Genomic DNA, 16,494 nt, shown 5'->3' on the forward strand with positions numbered 1-16,494 from the left:
CACGAGCTGAGGAGCTGCATTTTGGGCGGGATATCGCCATGGTGTCACCGCATTTCAGCTTCAATAAGCGTCAATTAACCATTAGGATCGATTATCGGATGTGAATCCAACCACATCCGTTTGGTCAAATCCGGGGACAAACGGCAGTCTGCAAGGCCATTTGATTTGAGCAGAATCGAACGACACCAGAACAGGCGTCCATCCTCATTGAGCGTCTGGCAGAAGTGGCTGACCGGCGCGGTGATGGCTTTCGGCCTTCTGGCCGTTTCGGCAGGCACCGCCAGCGCCGAGGTCCGCGCGCTCAAGCTGCGCAATCTGCATACCGGCGAAGTCGATGAGATCGTCTTCAAGCGCAACGGCCGTTACGATCAGTCCGGTCTCAAGAAGCTGAACTATTTCCTGCGTGACTGGCGCCGCAACGAGCCGACCAAGATGGATCCGCGCCTGATGGATCTGGTCTGGGAGGCCTATCGCCAGAGCGGTTCGCGCGGCTATATCCAGGTGATCTGCGGCTATCGCGCGCCGTCCACCAACGCCATGCTGAAATCGCGCAGCCGCCGCAGCGGCGTCGCCGAGAAGAGCCAGCACATCCTCGGCAAGGCAATGGACTTCTATATCGAAGGCGTGCCGCTGAAGAAGCTGCGCGACATCGGCCTCAAGATGCAGGGCGGTGGCGTCGGCTACTATCCGACTTCCGGCTCGCCATTCGTGCATATGGACATAGGCAATGTGCGCCATTGGCCGGGCATCAGCCGGCAGGAGCTGGCGCGTCTGTTCCCGAACGGCAAGACGCTGCACGTACCGAGCGACGGCCGGCCGCTGCCCGGTTACGAGCAGGCAATGGCTTCCTACAAGGCGCGTAAATCCAGCGGAACGCCGAACATCGAGCTTGCCAGCGCTGGCGGCTCTAGCCGCAAGTCGGGCGGCTTCCTGGCTGCGTTCTTTGGTGGCGGCGAGGACGAAGAAGAAGATACGGCCGATGTCGCCATGGCTCCGGCGCCGAAGCCGAAGGCGGCTATGAAACCTGCCGCGACGGCCAAGAGTAAGCTGCCGGGCATCACCATCGTTTCGCCCGAGAACGCACAGCGTGCCGAAGTTCCGGCCACAGCCGAGACGGCGGAAGAGCCGCAGCTGACCGAGGAGCCAAAGCAGGAGACGCCGGAGACGATCCTGGCTGCACTGCCTGCACGCGCCGTGCCGCTGCCCGGCGCCGCGCCGCGCCCGAAGGCCGATGTCGGCCTGCAGACGCCCCCGAGCGCGCCAACGCCTGAAACCGTTCCGTTCGGCGTAGCCGATGCCAGCGCCGTCCAACAGGCGGAGCAGCCCACCCTGGTGGCAGCTGCAGCGCCCGTTACGCCCGAGACCGTGCCCTTCGGCATGGCCGATCCGAATGCGGTGGCTCCGACTGCCGAAGCCATGCCGACGGCTGGCGAACAGGCGGTGGCCGGCAACGTTCCGGTGCCGACATGGCGTCCCAAGGCGCCGGGTGCGGCCGAACCGAACCAGGAATCGGTGCTGCTCGCGCTGGCCGACACCGCCAAGCGTGACGGGCAGCAGACGGCGACCGATGCGCTGGCGATGCTGCCGACCGAGCGTCCCGACGAGATCAAGGCTGTCCTGGAACAGTCCTCTACCGACAGCTACCAGGTCGCCGCCCTGCCAACGCCGCGTTCGGCCTTCAACGATCCGTCCGGTGTTGACGCGGCCACTCCGCGCACTGCCGTGGCAAGTCGTCCGGCTGGCTCCGATCCCGCTGCGGCGATGGGCGGCAACGTGAAGACGACGCGCAAGGAATCACGCGCCAGCGCACATGATGCAAAGCCCGACAACAAATCCGTGGTCGTTCCGGCAGCACCCAAGGTGGCGCGCTGGGCCCTCCAGGGCAATGAGCAGATCGCCAAGGTGACCGATTCCACCACTGCGCCGCGGATGGCATACAACGTGGTTCGCACGGCACCGAGCGAGGTCTATACGACCGGCTTCCAGACCGCGAATGAGATGGCGGATTCGAACCGCTTCACCGGAACCGCGGTGAAATTCATGTCGGTGGCTCGCTTCCCGACCAAATAAGGGCTGGACCCCTATCAGATATGAAACCGCGCCGTGGGGCGCGGTTTTTGTTTGGGTGAGAGCCCGGTTCGCCAAAGGCGAATTGAAGGCCTGGGGAGCCTTCAAGGGGCCCGATCGCCAGAGGCTGGGCTAGCGCCTTTCCCTCGGGCTAGAGCGCTCCCGCCTTTCTTCGAATCGCGGGAATGCACTAGCTCCTTGTTTCTTCGCAGTTCCGGACGCAAAACCGCTGCACACTTTTGCTGGAATTGCTCTAGATCTTCCGCAGTTTGCTCGCTTCGCGCGCCAGCGCCTCGATGCCGGCCCAGTCGCCGGCCTTGACCATCTCGTCGGGAGCAACCCAGGAGCCGCCGACGCAGACCACGTTGGGTAGGCTGAGATAGTCGTTGGCGTTCTTGGCGCCAATGCCGCCGGTCGGACAGAATTTCACATCGGCGATCGGCGAAGCCAGTGCTTTGAGAAAGGCTGCTCCGCCTGCCTGCTCTGCCGGGAAGAACTTCAGGAAGTCGAGCCCGGCTTCGCGAGCGACCATGATTTCGCCGGGCGTGATCGCCCCGGGCAGCAGCGGTACCGGGCTATCGGCGGCGGCCGACAGCAACTGGCTGGTGATGCCTGGGCTGACAATGAATTGCGAGCCGGCCTTGGATGCTTCCTCGAACTGGCGGGCATTGAGAATGGTGCCGGCGCCGACAACCGCCTCTTCCACCTCCGCTGCCGCGCGGCGGATCGCCTCGAGTGCGGCATCGGTGCGCAATGTGATCTCGATCGCCCTGAGGCCGCCGCGCGCCAGCGCGCGTGCCAGAGGCACGGCATCCTTGGCATCGGCAATCTTGATCACCGGAATGACCGGCTGGCCGTCAAGCAGCGAAAGGAGTTTCTGGGTTTTGCTGGTCATGTTTTTCCGCTCTTTTGCGCCCTTGCAATTTTTCAATCGATTTAACAGACCGTATTTCTCACGTCTACGGACTCATGATGACACTGTGTCAGGCAGATTTGGCCGCCGGCAAGTCATGCGCGGCGCGGTCTCCAGATCCTGCCGACAAGTCTGGCCACCCAGCCCCGAAGTGATGCTCCGCCCCTGGCAGCCTGCAACGCCTTGCCGATGGCGGTCTGGGTCGCCTGACCGGCAATGCCGTCGGCGGCAAGACCATGTTCCTCCTGGAACTTTCTCACCGCACCGGCAGTGCCGGGACCGTAGATGCCGTCCGTGTCGACAGCATAAGCTAGGGCAACCAGAGCTTCCTGCAATTCCGTGACCAGTTCTCCGCGAGAGCCGATCTTCATCAGCCGCTCGCCTGGTGCCGGTCCCTCGACCTGCTGCCTGTAGGCTTCCGCCAGTTTCAGGTGATAGCCATTCTTGGCAAATCCGGGGCCGTTATAGCCATGGCCGACGGCTTCCCAGTCGTGGGCGTTCAGCGCCGTGGTCAGCCCGGATTTGTCGATGTAGCGCGCCATCAGCCGTGCCTGGCCGGCGGCCCCCGATCGCGCTTCTTCGACCAGGCCGTCGACCGTTTCGAAACCCAGCCACTGCCAGTGCGCGCCCATGACCTGGCCAAGTCCCCAGGATGTCGATTCATAAGCCGCCGCGTGGTCGATCTCCGCTGCCTGCTCGATCAATTGCCAGCGCGCAGCCTGGTTGCGCGGGTTGGCGACTGCGCCGGCCGTGGGGGAGGCGAGGCCTGCCGAGCGGGCCTTTTCCTGTATCGCCTCCGAAAGCCGGCGGTCGAAATAGTGCCCCTCGAAACGGATCAACGGTTCGTTGCGCCCATCGACTTTGGCGAAGACCTGGCCGGCACTTTCCACCTCGGCAATGGCAAGCAGGGCCTTGGGTTCCAGCCCGAACTCCCGCGCTGCCTTTTCGATTTCGTCCGCTGTTTGCTTGCTGAACATGCGTTCCCCACTCCCTTTGAAGGGAGCCAATGTCAACCGACCTTACCGGTCGCGGATGAACATTTGGGTAACTCGACCTGTATGTTGGGGGTGACCGATGCTTCTGGAATCCTTGGCCTTTCCGGTCTGCATTGAAAATTCCGGGGCAAGGCGGTAGGGCACCGGTCATGAACCTGTCCACTTCTCCTTTCCGTGTCGCTGCGCTCTACCGTTTCGTGCGCCTCGCCGACCATGAGGCGTTGCGCCAGCCCCTCGCTGCCTTCTGCTGTGGGCACGACATCAAGGGAACGCTGCTTCTGGCGCATGAAGGGATCAACGGCACCGTTGCCGGTACAGAAGAAGCCATTGCGGAGCTCATCGCCTATCTGGAGGCGATGCCTGAATTCGTCGGCCTGGAAGTCAAATATTCCTCGGCCGTCGAGATGCCGTTCCATCGCATGAAGGTGCGGCTGAAGCGCGAGATCGTCACCATGGGTGTGGAAGATATCGACCCGCTTCGCGCCGTGGGCACCTATGTCGAGGCTGGTGACTGGAACGCGTTGATCTCCGATCCCGACACCGTCGTCATCGACACGCGCAATGATTACGAGGTGACGCTGGGCACTTTCGAGAATGCGGTCGATCCACACACGAAGAGCTTCCGCGAGTTCCCGCAATGGGCGCATGAGCACCGCGCGGAACTCGAAGGCAAGAAGATCGCCATGTTCTGCACCGGTGGCATACGCTGCGAGAAGGCGACAGCCTATGTGAAGTCACTCGGCTTCGACGAGGTGTTCCACCTCAAGGGCGGTATCCTGAAATATCTGGAGGATGTGCCGCAGGAAGAGAGCCTCTGGAAGGGCGAGTGTTTTGTCTTCGACGAGCGCGTCTCGGTCTCGCACGGGCTGGCGGAAGGCGAGGCGGAACTCTGCCGCGCCTGCCGGCATCCGCTGACGCCGCAGGAGCGCACTTCACCACACTATCAGCAAGGTGTTTCCTGCCCGCACTGCCACGAAGAGCGTAGCGATGATGATCGAGCCCGCTACGCCGAGCGCCAGCGCCAGGTGGAGCTTGCCGAGCAGCGTGGCGACGGACGGCATATCGGCAGCTGAGGCGTGTTGATTCAGGTCAGGTCGGCTCGCTCGGACATATGTTCCGCTCGTCACGTCGCGAGCGCGAAAGCCAGCATTCTTGAGGCGAAAGGTTTGGCCGAACTTTCGAACATCATTGTAATGTCGCCTTCGCGGGCCTAACTCTGCAGGATCAACCGCCGAGCCTAGAGCGTTTCCGTTTTTCACGGAAACGCGGAAACGCTCTAACTTTTTGTTTTTACGCAATTCCAAACGCAAAACCGCTACACGCTTTTGCTGGAATTGCTTTAGCTGGAGCCATTGATGTTCGACCCCAAGAAACTGCTCGACGATCTTCTGAGTTCGCAGGTTCCCGGAACCGCGGGAACAGTGCGCGACAAGGCCGGACAGGCCGTGCAGATGGCGAAGGACAACCCGCTTGCCGCCGGCGCTCTGGCCGCCGTACTGCTTGGCACTGGCCCCGGGCGCAAGGTCACTGGAACAGCCGTAAAACTTGGTGGCCTCGCCGCCATCGGCGGGCTCGCTTACAAGGCCTACCAGAACTACAAGGCTGGGCAGCAGCCTGCCGAGGCGGCGAAAGAGCCGGAGCTCCTGCCGCCGCCGGCAGGTGACAGTTTCGATCCCGCGCAGGCGCCGCAGGGCGAGGGCGAATTCGCACTCACCATCGTGCGCGCCATGATCGCCGCCGCGAAAGCCGACGGACGCATCGACGAAGAAGAGCGCGGCAAGATCATCGACAAGGTCAGCCTTTCCGGACTTGGCGCCGAGGCAACCGCGTTCCTGAAGGAAGCGCTGGCTGCCCCCGTTGACATCGATACCCTCGCTTCGGCCGCCCGGAACGAAGCGCAGAAGATCGAGCTTTACACCGCTTCGCGCCTGGCCATCGAGCCGGATACGCGCGCCGAGCGTGGCTATCTCGACATGCTGGCTGGAAGGCTCGGGCTGGACGACAAGTTGGTCGACCACATCGAGGCAACCGTCTCCGCAGCGAAGGAGCCCGTTTCGTCTGCTGGCCCCAACACCAAGTGGTAGGCGCTGTCCTGAAGCGTTAATCTTTGGTTAACCAGTCAAGCGCATCATTTTAATCAGTCGGATCGGCTTTCCTCCTCCCAAGCTGGTTCAGATCGGGGCGGTCGCCAATGACCGCCCTTTTTTGTTTCTCCAAGGGAGATCAGCACTCGCCGTCCTTGAGTTTGGCGGTACCCGCGGCCCGGCGTGCGCAGTCATTGCCATAGGTCTTGCCATCGCAGCCGCAAACCGGCCAATATTCTTCGGTGCAGATCTCTGGTTTCGGCATGCAGATTCCCATGCGATCAGCGCGGCCGCATTGGGTTTCGCTTGGAAACTCGCAGAACTGACCAGCTTCGCAGGTCAGGCCCCTTATCCCGCCACACGCCTTTGCCGGCTCGTCGGCAAGGCCGGGAGACATTGCCGCGCCGATCATGGCGAACGCTGCAAATCCTATGGCGGCCACGCGTTTCATAGCGTGTCCTCCTTCTTCGCATTCGCGGCGAGGAAATTGCCGACGCGCTCCAGCGCCCGGAGAATATTCTCTTCCGAATTGGCGTAGGACAGCCGCATGTACCCTTCGCCGAGCACGCCAAAATCCGGCCCGCCGATCAGCGCCACGCCGGCTTCCTCGAGCAGCGCCGAGGCCAATTTCTTGGCCGGCCAGCCGGTGCCAGAGATGTTGGGGAAGGCGTAGAAAGCGCCTTTCGGCGTGATGCAGGAAATGCCCGGCAGTTCATTCAGGCCTTCCACCACCAGCTTGCGGCGGCGGTCGAAGGCCCGCATCATCGCCTCGACCTCGTCCTGCGGCCCGTCTATGGCCGCGACGCCGGCATATTGGCTGGGCGCATTCACACAGGACCAGCAATTGACCGCCAGCTTGCGTACCTTGTCGTAAAGATGCGCGCCCTTCTCGCCGTTCGGCCAGATCGACCAGCCCATGCGCCAGCCCGTCATTGCCCAGGTCTTCGACCACCCGTTGAGCACGATCAGCCGGTCGCGGATTTCCGGAAACTGCAGCAGAGACGCGTGCGTCTCGCCGTCATAGGTCATGACGTCGTAGATCTCGTCGGAAAGGATGGCGACATGCGGATGCTTCTCCAGACCCTTCACCAGTTTCTCGATCTCGGTGCGCGGGGTGACGCCACCGGTCGGGTTGGCCGGCGAATTCAGGATAAGCAAACGGGTGGCCGGCGTAATCAGCGCCAGCGTCTCTTCCGCTGAAAAAGCGAAGCCATGTCCCTCGCGGATCGGCACCGGCACAGGCCGCGCGCCGGTGAACTCGATCATCGAGCGATAGATCGGGAAGCCGGGATCCGGATAAAGGATATCGGCGCCCGGTTCACCGAACATCAGGATGGCGGCGAACATGGTGGGCTTGCCTCCCGGCAGGATCATCACATTGTCCGGTGAAACCTCGACGCCGGTTGTCGCCAGCGTGCGGCGTACGACGGCTTCACGCGTGGCCTGCAAGCCGGTGGCCGGCGTGTAGCCATGATGTCCGTCGCGCAATGCCTTGATTGCGGCCTCGACAATATGCCCCGGCGTACGGAAATCCGGCTGGCCAATGCCGAGATTGACGATGTCACGTCCCTGCTCAGAGAGCGCGGTTGCGCGGGCGAGGACCGCGAAAGCGTTTTCCTCGCCGAGGCGGTCGAAGGCAGGGATTGTGTGGATCATTTTGTTGGTCCAGCTGGTGCTAGTTGCGGGCTTATGTTTTTTGGAAGGGTGGAGAAGTTCTGTCAAACAAGGCGATTTCGAAGAATTATTGCATCGATTTTAGACCAAAGGTCTCACTTACAGACGGTTGCGACCACCCATAGATGCAATAATTCTTCGAAATCGCCTAATATGGAGCCGATGGTGACCGAGGATCTGAAGAACTGGCAGCCGCGTCCGCGCCCTGAACGCAAGGTACTGGAAGGTCGCTATGTGCGGCTTGAACCGCTCGATGCCGCTCGCCACGGGGACGGATTGTTCGAGGCGTCTTCAGTCAGCGATGCCGATGGCCGCTTCCGCTGGCTGCCGGAATTCGCGCCAGAGAAACGCCAGGACTTCCAACCCTGGCTCGACAAGGCGCAAGCCAGCGCGGACCCGCTTTACTTTGCGGTGATCGACAAGGCGAGCGGCAGGGTCGCTGGACGTCAGACACTGATGCGTATCGAACCCGCCCATGGCGTCATCGAAATCGGCCATATCTACTGGGGGCCACTGGTCGCCCGCAAACCGGCGGCGACGGAGGCGCAATTCCTGTTCGCGCAATACGCTTTCGACGATCTGGGCTATCGCCGTTACGAATGGAAATGCAACAACAACAATGCGCCCTCAAAACGGGCGGCGGAGCGATTCGGCTTCAAGTTCGAGGGTATTTTTCGCCAGAACCTCGTCATCAAGGGCGAGAACCGCGACACGACTTGGTACTCCATCATTGACAAGGAATGGCCCGCGCTCAAGAAAGCTTACGAAGCTTGGCTCGACCCAGAGAATTTCGACGAAAAAGGCCAGCAAAAACGCCGACTGGAGGATTTCCAAGCTTCGATATAGTTATTCCAGCGGTGGAAATTTTGGCGGCTGGGGAAATTCCTCTGTGCCAATGAAAACACGATCATCGGATACTTTAATATCCAAATGAGTTGAATTAAGTTCGGCCTCAAACAGGGCCGGCTAATGGGTCATGATCATTCAGATACGCAAGGTGCACATGGCCATAGCCATGGCGCCGGGGGAGATTCGCACGAATCTTCCGACAAGAAGCGCGTGCTGATTGCTGCAATACTGACCGGCGGCTTCATGGTTGCGGAGGTGGTCGGCGGGTTGCTCACCGGTTCCTTGGCGCTGCTTGCCGATGCCGGCCATATGTTCACCGACGCTATTGCGCTGGCGCTTGCGTGGTATGCCTTCCATCTCGCAGACAGGCCGCCGACGGGCCGGCACACTTATGGCTATGGCAGGGTCAAGACCCTCGTTGCCTACACCAACGGCCTGGCGATTTTTCTCGTAGCCATATGGATCTGCTACGAGGCCTGGCAACGCTTCCAGGCGCCACCGCCTGTGCTTGGTGGCCCGATGCTCGTGGTCGCCGTTCTTGGACTCGTGGTCAACATCGCAGGCTTCATGATCCTGCACGGCGGAAGCCGCGAAAGCCTCAACATGCGCGGTGCCATCGTGCATGTTCTGGGCGATCTGCTGGGTTCGCTGGCTGCAATCGTTGCCGCACTGGTCATCATGGCCACGGGCTGGACGCCGATCGATCCGATCCTGTCGGTTCTGGTGGCGGTGCTGATCCTGTCAACCGCCTGGAACCTGATGCGTGCCGCCGCGCATGTGCTCCTGGAGGGCTCGCCGGCGGGCCTTGATCGCGACATGATCGCCCAGGACCTTCAGACCTCCATCAAAGGCATCCGCGAAATCCATCATGTGCATCTGTGGTCGATCGACGGCGCCAGCAACATGGCAACGCTGCATGCAAGGCTGATGGACGGACTGGATGCGCATGTTGCCGTCGATGTCATCAGGCACCGACTGCTCACCCGCCACGGCATCAGCCATGCGACCATCGAAATCGATTTCGACCGCCGCGCAGAAGACGGCCGCAGGCGTGACGAGGTCCGTGGCGTCACATCGCAGCCCAGGCACCTGCATTAGAGCGTAGGCTGTGCTAACCATCCGGGCGGGAAGTGCAGCTTGGTCCGGAGTGATGATGAGTCCTGAAAACAAGAGTGCCGCGATCGCGGCGCTGTCGATCATGCTGCTGTTCGGCGTGACCGCTTATTATCTGCCGACCATCATGCTGGCGATCGGCCATTACTCGACGATACTCGCCGGCATTTTTGCGGTTCTGTTCGTCGTCGCTTTCTTCATGGTGTTCTGGCTGCGTGGACGAAACCGCGGCCAACGAAGGGATTGAATGCCCGCGTGCCGATCACTGGCATGACTGGCAAAATCGGTCGCGAGCCCACTGTGCGGTTTTCAAGGTATCGTCGGCGCACCGATCGGGCCATGTCGCGCTCCACATGCGGACGTCGGTGCCGTCGAGAAGCTTGAAGCCGTTGCGCTCTTCTCCTCAATCGGGAGAAGAATGATCAGGCACCGAGGCTGGCGGTCAACAGGATTAGCCCGAACAGGAAGACCAGCGCCGCGCCGCCGATTTCGATGGCAGAATGGACTTGATTGCCGAGGCGGCCGTCGCCCGCAAGCGCCACTGCCCAATCCTTTGCCGTGACGGCCAGCGTTGCCAGGATGGAAACGGTGATCGCGGTGCCGACCGCCATAGCCAGCACTGACAGGATGCCGCCGGCCCACAATCCGTTGAGGAAGGCGAAGGACAACACGATCAGCGCGCCGGAGCACGGGCGAATGCCGACGGCAGCGACGGCCGTCCAGGCCGTGCGCCAATCGAAGCGATCGCCGGAAAGCAGGGTCGGGTCCGGAGCGTGCGAATGCCCGCATGTCTCACAGACTTCACCGTGACCGTGATGGTGATCGTGGTCATGATTGCCGCCATGGTCGTGGTGATCATGCGCATGATGGGCATGATGATTGTGATGATCATGCCCGGCATGGTCATGAGTGTGGGCGGAATGGGCATGGCCACCATGTGAGTGGCCGGCATGTGCGGCCGAGAGGCTGTAGGCCGGTGCCACTCCAAGCAGACGCATCAGCGATGGACCGAGCTTGCGCCACAGCAGCCAGGCGCCAAAAGCCGTTACGAAGGCGTAGGAAGCAATCTCCAGGAACCAGGCCGTGTCGGTCATGGAGATGGAGGTGCCGCGCAGCACGAAATAAGCGAGCAGCATCACCACGATCGCCGTCAAAGCCTGCAGGAAGGCGGAGATGAACGAGAGCAGGATGCCACGCCGCAGCGCCACCTCGTTGGCCAGCATGTAGGAAGAAATCACCGCCTTGCCGTGGCCGGGGCCGGCGGCGTGGAAGATGCCGTAGAGAAACGACAGGCCGATCAGCAGCCACAACTTCGAGCCATCCTGCCGCATCTCTTTGATGGCGCCGGCAAGGGCATGGTAAAAACGCTGCTGGTGCAGGTTGACCCAGTTCAGGAAGCCCGCGAACAGGCCGGTAGTCGGCGTCATGGCATCATTGGTGCCGATGCCGAGCGAACTCTGTGCATGGGCATGGCCGGCCGCGGTGATGAAGGCAACGCCGAGCAGGCAGAAGATCAGGCGGGTCGTCGTCCTGTCCATCAAATCACCCTTCCGTGCGGCAGTTCAGCTCGAGCTTGGTGGCGAATATCTTGCTCATGTCCGTGCCTGTCGGATCGTTGAAGAAGGCCTCGGTGAGCGTTTTCTGGTTCTGGGCGATCGCCGTATCGGGATCGGGCCGCACCACCGCGCGTGCACACGAGGCCGGCAGATCCTTCACCGACAGGTTGGCGTCGTCGGTGAAATCGATGGCAGTGTAGAAAGTCGGGTCATAGACACCGAGATCGATCTTGCCCTTCAGCTTGATCGGCTCCTGGGGCTGGTCCTCGAACAGCACGATCAGCTGATTGTTGTCGAAGGAGGCGACGATTTCGGGCGGCGCCTTCATCTTGATGTCCTTGCCGTCGAGCGTGACCATCTGGAAATAATTGTATTCGGCAAGCGATGCCTTGATGGTGTTCGCCACTTCCTTCAGTTCGGCATCGTCCAGCTTCAGGTCGGAGTTCTTGTCGAACTCCATCAGCACTGTGGAGGAAAACAGCTCGTCGAAGCGCCATAGGTGGCGCAGTGCGGCGATGGACTGGTGGTCGGGAGAAAGCACGACGTCCAGGCGAGCTTCGGCAAAGACGTGCGGATGGACAAGGGCGGGTGTCGTGCCGGCGAGAAGCACGCCCAAGGTTGCGATGGCTGTCGATGCCCGAACGTGCATGGCCGGCGGCGATTCCCCAGTGTTGATGCGGCCTGAGGGTTAGCAGAAACCGGGCGAAAATGGGACCGGGCTACGAAAATGTTATCACATTTCGGGCGTGCAGATCTTCACGACGTTTCGTGTGTCTTGAACCACTGCACCATGAAGTCGACGAAGACACGTACTTTGGCGGGCAGATAGCGGCGGTGCGGATAGACGGCGAAGATGCCGCCGTTGAAGTCGATGCGGTCTTCCAGCAACGACACCAGCCGGCCGCTCTTGATTTCGGGTGCGGCGATAAAATCGGGCAGCAGTGCAAAACCAAGTCCGTCCAGCGCGGCCATGCGGGTGGTGATCGGGCTGTTGACCATCATCGGGCCGCTGATCGGAATGCTGGTGATGTCGCCATCGTCGTCGCGAAACGGCCAGTTCGAAGCCCAGCGGCCATTGGTGTCGACCACACAGGGCATATGCGCCAGATCCTGTGGGCGGGTCGGTTTGCCGTATTTGGCGATCAGTTCGTGCGAACCGCACAGCTTGAGCGAGAAAGGGGCCAGCTTGCGGGCGATCAGCGAGGAGTTTTCCAGCCGGGTGATGCGGATGGCCAGATCGAAACCTTCCTCGACCAGATCGACGAAACGGTCGTCGAGATGCACTTCCAGCGAAACGTCCGGGTATTGCTTGGCGAAGTCGATCATGGATTGACCGACCGCCGCATCGGCCATGGTGCGCGGCGCGGTCAGCTTGATCCTGCCGCGCACGTCGCCGGAACTGTCACGCACCGCATCGGACAGGCTGTCGATCTCGCGCACGATCTCGGAAGCGCGACGATAATAAGTGTGACCCGCTTCCGTCAGCGAAAACTGGCGCGTGGTGCGATTGAGCAGCAACGCACCGAGTTCGTCTTCCAGCTCGCGCACATATTTGGAGAGCAACGCCTTGGAACGGCCGATCTTGCGGCCGGCCGCCGAAAAGCCTTCAGCTTCGACCACGTCGATAAAGGCGCGCATCCGGGTGAGGGTGTCCATGGCGTCAGGCCTTTCCGGTCGTTTCGAGAATGCGCCGCCCAAGTCGGATCAAGGCAAGGTCGCTGCCGGCCGGGCCGAGCAGGGAAATGCCGAATGGAGCGTTGTCGATCGTGCCCAAAGGCAGCGTCAGTTGCGGAAAACCGGAGAGACCTGACAGGCAAAGCAGATGCAGGGCGCGCTCGCGATAGGTCTGGGTTTCCTCGAAGCTCGAGGCGGCGAGCGGTGCCACGCCCGGCACCGTCGGCAAAACGAGAATGCCGTCATCGCCGAGGCGATCGGCCAGTTCGGTACGGAATGCATTTCGATACGCGGTTTCTTCCTTTACCGTCGCAGCGTCGATGCTGGCTCCGAAGGCAAAACGTTCCTTTACACCTGGACCGAGACGGCGATCTTTCTCGGATATCCAGGCACCGTGCGAGCCCCAGGCTTCATGCGCCTGCAGCTTGCGGAAACACCAGTAGAGTTCATCGAGACCGTGGGTGAGGGCAGGGGCGCCCTGTAGCGTGCCCAGGACAGGCGCGATCGCCCTGATCATGCGGCGATACTCCTCAGCCTCGGCTTTGCCGAGCAGGAGGGCATCGAGGGTCGAGAGACGAAATGCGCGTGAGGGGAGCGCTGCATTGCTTGCTCCGAACACCACTTGTGCCACCTTCTCGTAGATGTCGATATCCCTGGCGAACCAGCCGAAGGTGTCGAAGCTTGGGGCCAGCGGCATGGTGCCTTGCAAGGAGATCGCGCCGTGCGTGGTGCGCAGGCCGACCAGGCCGCAGAAGCTGGCCGGAGCGCGGATCGACCCGCCGGTGTCGGAGCCCGTGGCGATGTTGGCGAGCCCGCCCGCAACCGCTGCCGCCGAACCGGATGAGGAGCCGCCGGTGACGCGGTCCGGTGCCGCTGGGTTCACGGGATGCGGAAGGTGGGCGTTCTGTCCCATAAGCGAGAAGGCGAGTTCATCGGTCTGCGTCTTGCCGACGAATCGCGCACCGGCGTCGAGCAGCCTTTGCACCGTTGGCGCCGTCGAAGGCGCCGGTTGGCCGGTTTCCGCCCTGTCCGGATTGCCGCAGCCGGTGACATAACCGGCAACGTCGAAAATATCCTTAACCGCCAGCGTCAGTCCGGCCAACGGTCCGGATTGTGCATGGGAAACAGGGGCTTGGCTGAGATCGAGGAAGGCGTTGAAGCGGTCGTTCTGCTGGGGCATCGTTCAATATCTGGATACGGTGCGTCCACAGTCGTTCGACAGCGGATTTTTTTCAAGCCGGGGTTCGATTTTAATTGATTGTGAAAGCATGCGCGCCTATATCGCGCTTGCCCAAAGTCGCACGTGCCTGTGGGCGTCCCCCGACCCTCGAATGGCGAGGATATCGGGACGGTACCCGGGAAGTAACGAGCCCGGTCGGTTCAGCGGCCAACCGCCGATCCGAGGACGTCTTGAAGCAACGACGGTGCGGGCCTTTCTGGTGTTTTCCGGTTGTCCATAGACCGGGGTTACTGAAGAGGCACACCCTCATTGCCGGCAGTGCGGTTGGGAATTCCCATCCAAGCCAAGGCAGACAAAGCGGATCGTAGCCGGGCAAGGCTAGGTCCATCGCCGCGAGACGGCTTTCAATGGCTCCGGGGTCTCCACCGGCTGGTGCTATTGGATTTTCGTCCCGCCTTTGTTTGACCGCGTGTTCGCGAGGCCGAAGCCCGCGTTACGCACCTTTGCACGTGCCGCGAGGCGCGATGGAGAGTCCTATGGCTACGCAACGTGTTCTCGACTTCCTCGCCACCCGACGTCCGGAAGGCCCTTGCCTTGTCGTCGACCTCGACGTCGTGCGCGACAATTTCCGCGCCTTCGAGAAGGCGCTGCCCGACTCCAAGATCTATTACGCGGTGAAAGCAAACCCGGCGCCGGAAATCCTGCGCCTGCTTGCTGCGATGGGTTCGTCCTTCGACACCGCGTCGGTTGCCGAGGTCGAGATGGCGCTGGACGCGGGTGCAACCGCCGACCGCATCTCCTTCGGCAACACCATCAAGAAGGAGCGCGATATCGCCCGGGCCTATGCGCTCGGTATCCGTCTCTACGCCGTCGACAGCGTCGAAGAGGTCGAGAAGGTTTCGCGCGCCGCTCCAGGCGCTCGCGTGTTCTGCCGCGTGCTGACCGACGGCGAAGGCGCCGAATGGCCGCTGTCGCGCAAGTTCGGCTGCGTGCCGGCGATGGCCGTCGACGTCCTGCGCCATGCCAGGAAGCTCGGCCTCGATGCCTATGGCGTGTCGTTCCATGTCGGTTCGCAGCAGACCGACCTGACGGCCTGGGACCGTGCCTTGGCCGACGCCAAGCGCGTGTTCGCGACACTGGCCGAGGAAGGCATCGTGCTCAAGATGGTCAACATGGGCGGCGGTTTCCCGACCCGCTACCTGAAGGACGTGCCGGCGGCGCAGGCCTACGGCCAGGCGATCTTCGGTTCGCTGCGCAAGCACTTCGGCAACGACATCCCTGAAACCATCATCGAGCCGGGCCGCGGCATGGTGGGCAATGCTGGCGTCATCAAGTCGGAAGTCGTTCTGATCTCGAAGAAGGCGGACAACGACAATGTGCGCTGGGTCTATCTCGACATCGGCAAGTTCGGCGGTCTCGCCGAGACGATGGACGAGGCGATCCGCTACCCGATCGTGACTGCGCGTGACGAGGACGAGAAGGCGCTCTGCGTGCTCGCCGGCCCGACCTGCGATTCTGCCGATGTGATGTACGAGAAGGCGCCGTACCCGCTGCCGCTCTCGCTCACCATCGGCGACGAAGTGCTGATCGAGGGCACCGGCGCCTACACGACCACCTATTCGGCGGTCGCGTTCAACGGCTTCGAGCCCCTCCGATCCTACGTGATCTGACGGGCGAGAGCGCGTCAGATCACCCCGCTCGCCGGTGCACCTCGCACCGGCGGTGGGTTCGCTTGTGGAACAGACCTCCGCTTGTGAAGGATCGCGGAAATGGACATTGCCAAAACCCTGCCGGCAGCCTTGCCTGCCATCATCATCACCGCCGAAACCGGTGCCGATATCGCGGCGCGTGAGGCGCTGCTCGACCGTGCCATGGGTGTGGGACGCAAGCGCAAATCGTCGGAAAAGCTGCGTCGCGGCCGCCGCCCATCCGAGGGGCTGGCGTTTGTTGCGCGCAACGAAGGCGGTGTCGTCGTCGGAACGGTGCGGTTGTGGGACGTGCGGCTGGGCGACCATGGTGGAGCCGCGCTGCTGCTCGGCCCGCTCGCTGTCGATCCGACGGTCAAGAGCGCCGGCATCGGTTCGGCGCTGATGCATCATGCCGTCGCTGAGGCGGCTCGCCTTGGCCACCGGGCAATCCTGCTTGTCGGCGATGCGCCCTACTACGCGCGCTTCGGCTTTTCGGCCGAGAAGACTGGCCGGTTGGCGATGCCTGGCCCTTATGAGCGCGATCGCCTCCTGGCGCTGGAACTGGCGCCAGGTGTGTTGGACGGCGCCCGGGGCACTTTGAAGGCTTCGGGGCGCAAGGCAGGCGAGCGCGCGGCGATGCGGGTCGCAGCAGCCTGAAACGGCGGGGGCCGGACGGCGGCGGGCGGGTTTCGGCTCAGTCC

The 16,494-nt window shown here is 62.2% G+C and carries 16 protein-coding genes; 8 read left to right on the forward strand and 8 right to left on the reverse strand.

Features of this window, described 5'->3' with window-relative positions:
* Positions 1-207: 207 nt before the first annotated feature.
* Positions 208-2,070: a DUF882 domain-containing protein gene (locus ACFWXH_RS29475; RefSeq protein ID WP_379124998.1), complete on the forward strand. Its 1,863-nt coding sequence runs from the start codon at positions 208-210 to the stop codon at positions 2,068-2,070.
* Between the two features lie 250 nt (positions 2,071-2,320).
* Here the strand turns inward: ACFWXH_RS29475 and ACFWXH_RS29480 are convergent, their stop codons facing one another.
* Positions 2,321-2,962 carry a 2-dehydro-3-deoxy-phosphogluconate aldolase gene (locus ACFWXH_RS29480; protein ID WP_379124999.1) on the reverse strand — a complete coding sequence of 214 codons (642 nt, stop codon included), beginning with the start codon at positions 2,960-2,962 and terminating at the stop codon, positions 2,321-2,323.
* A 113-nt stretch (positions 2,963-3,075) separates the two neighbouring features.
* A complete protein-coding gene (locus ACFWXH_RS29485; RefSeq protein ID WP_379125000.1) occupies positions 3,076-3,957 on the reverse strand; it encodes an N-acetylmuramidase domain-containing protein in 882 nt (293 codons plus the stop codon).
* A gap of 167 nt (positions 3,958-4,124) precedes the next feature.
* Here ACFWXH_RS29485 and ACFWXH_RS29490 point away from each other — a divergent pair, with 167 nt between their 5' ends.
* On the forward strand, positions 4,125-5,048 hold the full coding sequence (locus ACFWXH_RS29490; RefSeq protein WP_379125001.1) for a rhodanese-related sulfurtransferase: 924 nt from the start codon (positions 4,125-4,127) through the stop codon (positions 5,046-5,048).
* A gap of 282 nt (positions 5,049-5,330) precedes the next feature.
* Positions 5,331-6,059 carry a tellurite resistance TerB family protein gene (locus tag ACFWXH_RS29495; protein ID WP_054310818.1) on the forward strand — a complete coding sequence of 243 codons (729 nt, stop codon included), beginning with the start codon at positions 5,331-5,333 and terminating at the stop codon, positions 6,057-6,059.
* Positions 6,060-6,198: 139 nt separating this feature from the next.
* Here ACFWXH_RS29495 and ACFWXH_RS29500 read toward each other — a convergent pair whose 3' ends face one another.
* Positions 6,199-6,510, reverse strand: a complete 312-nt coding sequence (locus tag ACFWXH_RS29500) for a Kazal-type serine protease inhibitor family protein (RefSeq protein WP_379125002.1) — start codon at positions 6,508-6,510, stop codon at positions 6,199-6,201.
* The gene (locus tag ACFWXH_RS29505) at positions 6,507-7,715 is read right to left on the reverse strand and encodes a pyridoxal phosphate-dependent aminotransferase (protein WP_379125003.1); all 1,209 of its coding nucleotides are present in this window, start codon (positions 7,713-7,715) and stop codon (positions 6,507-6,509) included. The genes ACFWXH_RS29500 and ACFWXH_RS29505 overlap by 4 nt, the downstream gene beginning before the upstream one ends.
* A gap of 183 nt (positions 7,716-7,898) precedes the next feature.
* On the opposite strand from ACFWXH_RS29505, the gene ACFWXH_RS29510 reads away from it, so the two are divergent.
* The 3 genes from ACFWXH_RS29510 (at position 7,899) to ACFWXH_RS29520 (ending at position 9,942) form a co-directional block, all read left to right on the forward strand.
* Positions 7,899-8,579 (forward strand): GNAT family N-acetyltransferase, encoded by a 681-nt coding sequence (locus ACFWXH_RS29510; RefSeq protein ID WP_379125089.1) that lies wholly within the window; start codon positions 7,899-7,901, stop codon positions 8,577-8,579.
* Between the two features lie 213 nt (positions 8,580-8,792).
* Positions 8,793-9,680, forward strand: coding sequence for a cation diffusion facilitator family transporter (locus tag ACFWXH_RS29515; protein WP_379125004.1), 888 nt, complete (start codon positions 8,793-8,795; stop codon positions 9,678-9,680).
* 55 nt (positions 9,681-9,735) lie between these two features.
* Positions 9,736-9,942 (forward strand): hypothetical protein, encoded by a 207-nt coding sequence (locus tag ACFWXH_RS29520; RefSeq protein ID WP_379125005.1) that lies wholly within the window; start codon positions 9,736-9,738, stop codon positions 9,940-9,942.
* 175 nt (positions 9,943-10,117) lie between these two features.
* Here ACFWXH_RS29520 and ACFWXH_RS29525 read toward each other — a convergent pair whose 3' ends face one another.
* The 4 genes from ACFWXH_RS29525 to ACFWXH_RS29540 all read right to left on the reverse strand — a co-directional run bounded on the left by ACFWXH_RS29525 (position 10,118) and on the right by ACFWXH_RS29540 (position 14,105).
* Positions 10,118-11,233 (reverse strand): nickel/cobalt transporter, encoded by a 1,116-nt coding sequence (locus tag ACFWXH_RS29525; RefSeq protein WP_379125006.1) that lies wholly within the window; start codon positions 11,231-11,233, stop codon positions 10,118-10,120.
* A gap of 4 nt (positions 11,234-11,237) precedes the next feature.
* Positions 11,238-11,900: a DUF1007 family protein gene (locus tag ACFWXH_RS29530; RefSeq protein WP_379125007.1), complete on the reverse strand. Its 663-nt coding sequence runs from the start codon at positions 11,898-11,900 to the stop codon at positions 11,238-11,240.
* 107 nt (positions 11,901-12,007) lie between these two features.
* Positions 12,008-12,907, reverse strand: coding sequence for a LysR family transcriptional regulator (locus ACFWXH_RS29535; RefSeq protein WP_054310822.1), 900 nt, complete (start codon positions 12,905-12,907; stop codon positions 12,008-12,010).
* Positions 12,908-12,911: 4 nt separating this feature from the next.
* Positions 12,912-14,105 (reverse strand): amidase, encoded by a 1,194-nt coding sequence (locus tag ACFWXH_RS29540; RefSeq protein ID WP_379125008.1) that lies wholly within the window; start codon positions 14,103-14,105, stop codon positions 12,912-12,914.
* 536 nt (positions 14,106-14,641) lie between these two features.
* Between ACFWXH_RS29540 and odc2 the strand changes: the two genes are divergently transcribed.
* Both odc2 and ACFWXH_RS29550 read left to right on the forward strand, forming a co-directional pair.
* Complete coding sequence (odc2, locus tag ACFWXH_RS29545; RefSeq protein ID WP_054310824.1) at positions 14,642-15,775, forward strand: ornithine/lysine decarboxylase; 1,134 nt, start codon at positions 14,642-14,644, stop codon at positions 15,773-15,775.
* A 99-nt stretch (positions 15,776-15,874) separates the two neighbouring features.
* Positions 15,875-16,450 carry a GNAT family N-acetyltransferase gene (locus ACFWXH_RS29550; protein WP_054310825.1) on the forward strand — a complete coding sequence of 192 codons (576 nt, stop codon included), beginning with the start codon at positions 15,875-15,877 and terminating at the stop codon, positions 16,448-16,450.
* The last annotated feature ends 44 nt before the right edge of the window (positions 16,451-16,494 follow it).

The sequence above is a fragment of the Mesorhizobium sp. NPDC059054 genome, assembly GCF_042739215.1.
Classification (GTDB): domain Bacteria; phylum Pseudomonadota; class Alphaproteobacteria; order Rhizobiales; family Rhizobiaceae; genus Mesorhizobium.

Bases quoted from the DNA above. Each gene is read 5' to 3' on its own strand.
- ACFWXH_RS29480 (WP_379124999.1), bottom strand. From the start codon at position 2,962: ATGACCAGCAAAACCCAGAAACTCCTTTCGCTGCTTGACGGCCAGCCG.
- ACFWXH_RS29485 (WP_379125000.1), bottom strand. From the start codon at position 3,957: ATGTTCAGCAAGCAAACAGCGGACGAAATCGAAAAGGCAGCGCGGGAG.
- ACFWXH_RS29490 (WP_379125001.1), top strand. From the start codon at position 4,125: ATGAACCTGTCCACTTCTCCTTTCCGTGTCGCTGCGCTCTACCGTTTC.
- ACFWXH_RS29495 (WP_054310818.1), top strand. From the start codon at position 5,331: ATGTTCGACCCCAAGAAACTGCTCGACGATCTTCTGAGTTCGCAGGTT.
- ACFWXH_RS29500 (WP_379125002.1), bottom strand. From the start codon at position 6,510: ATGAAACGCGTGGCCGCCATAGGATTTGCAGCGTTCGCCATGATCGGC.
- ACFWXH_RS29505 (WP_379125003.1), bottom strand. From the start codon at position 7,715: ATGATCCACACAATCCCTGCCTTCGACCGCCTCGGCGAGGAAAACGCT.
- ACFWXH_RS29520 (WP_379125005.1), top strand. From the start codon at position 9,736: ATGAGTCCTGAAAACAAGAGTGCCGCGATCGCGGCGCTGTCGATCATG.
- ACFWXH_RS29525 (WP_379125006.1), bottom strand. From the start codon at position 11,233: ATGGACAGGACGACGACCCGCCTGATCTTCTGCCTGCTCGGCGTTGCC.
- ACFWXH_RS29530 (WP_379125007.1), bottom strand. From the start codon at position 11,900: ATGCACGTTCGGGCATCGACAGCCATCGCAACCTTGGGCGTGCTTCTC.
- ACFWXH_RS29535 (WP_054310822.1), bottom strand. From the start codon at position 12,907: ATGGACACCCTCACCCGGATGCGCGCCTTTATCGACGTGGTCGAAGCT.
- ACFWXH_RS29540 (WP_379125008.1), bottom strand. From the start codon at position 14,105: ATGCCCCAGCAGAACGACCGCTTCAACGCCTTCCTCGATCTCAGCCAA.
- odc2 (WP_054310824.1), top strand. From the start codon at position 14,642: ATGGCTACGCAACGTGTTCTCGACTTCCTCGCCACCCGACGTCCGGAA.
- ACFWXH_RS29550 (WP_054310825.1), top strand. From the start codon at position 15,875: ATGGACATTGCCAAAACCCTGCCGGCAGCCTTGCCTGCCATCATCATC.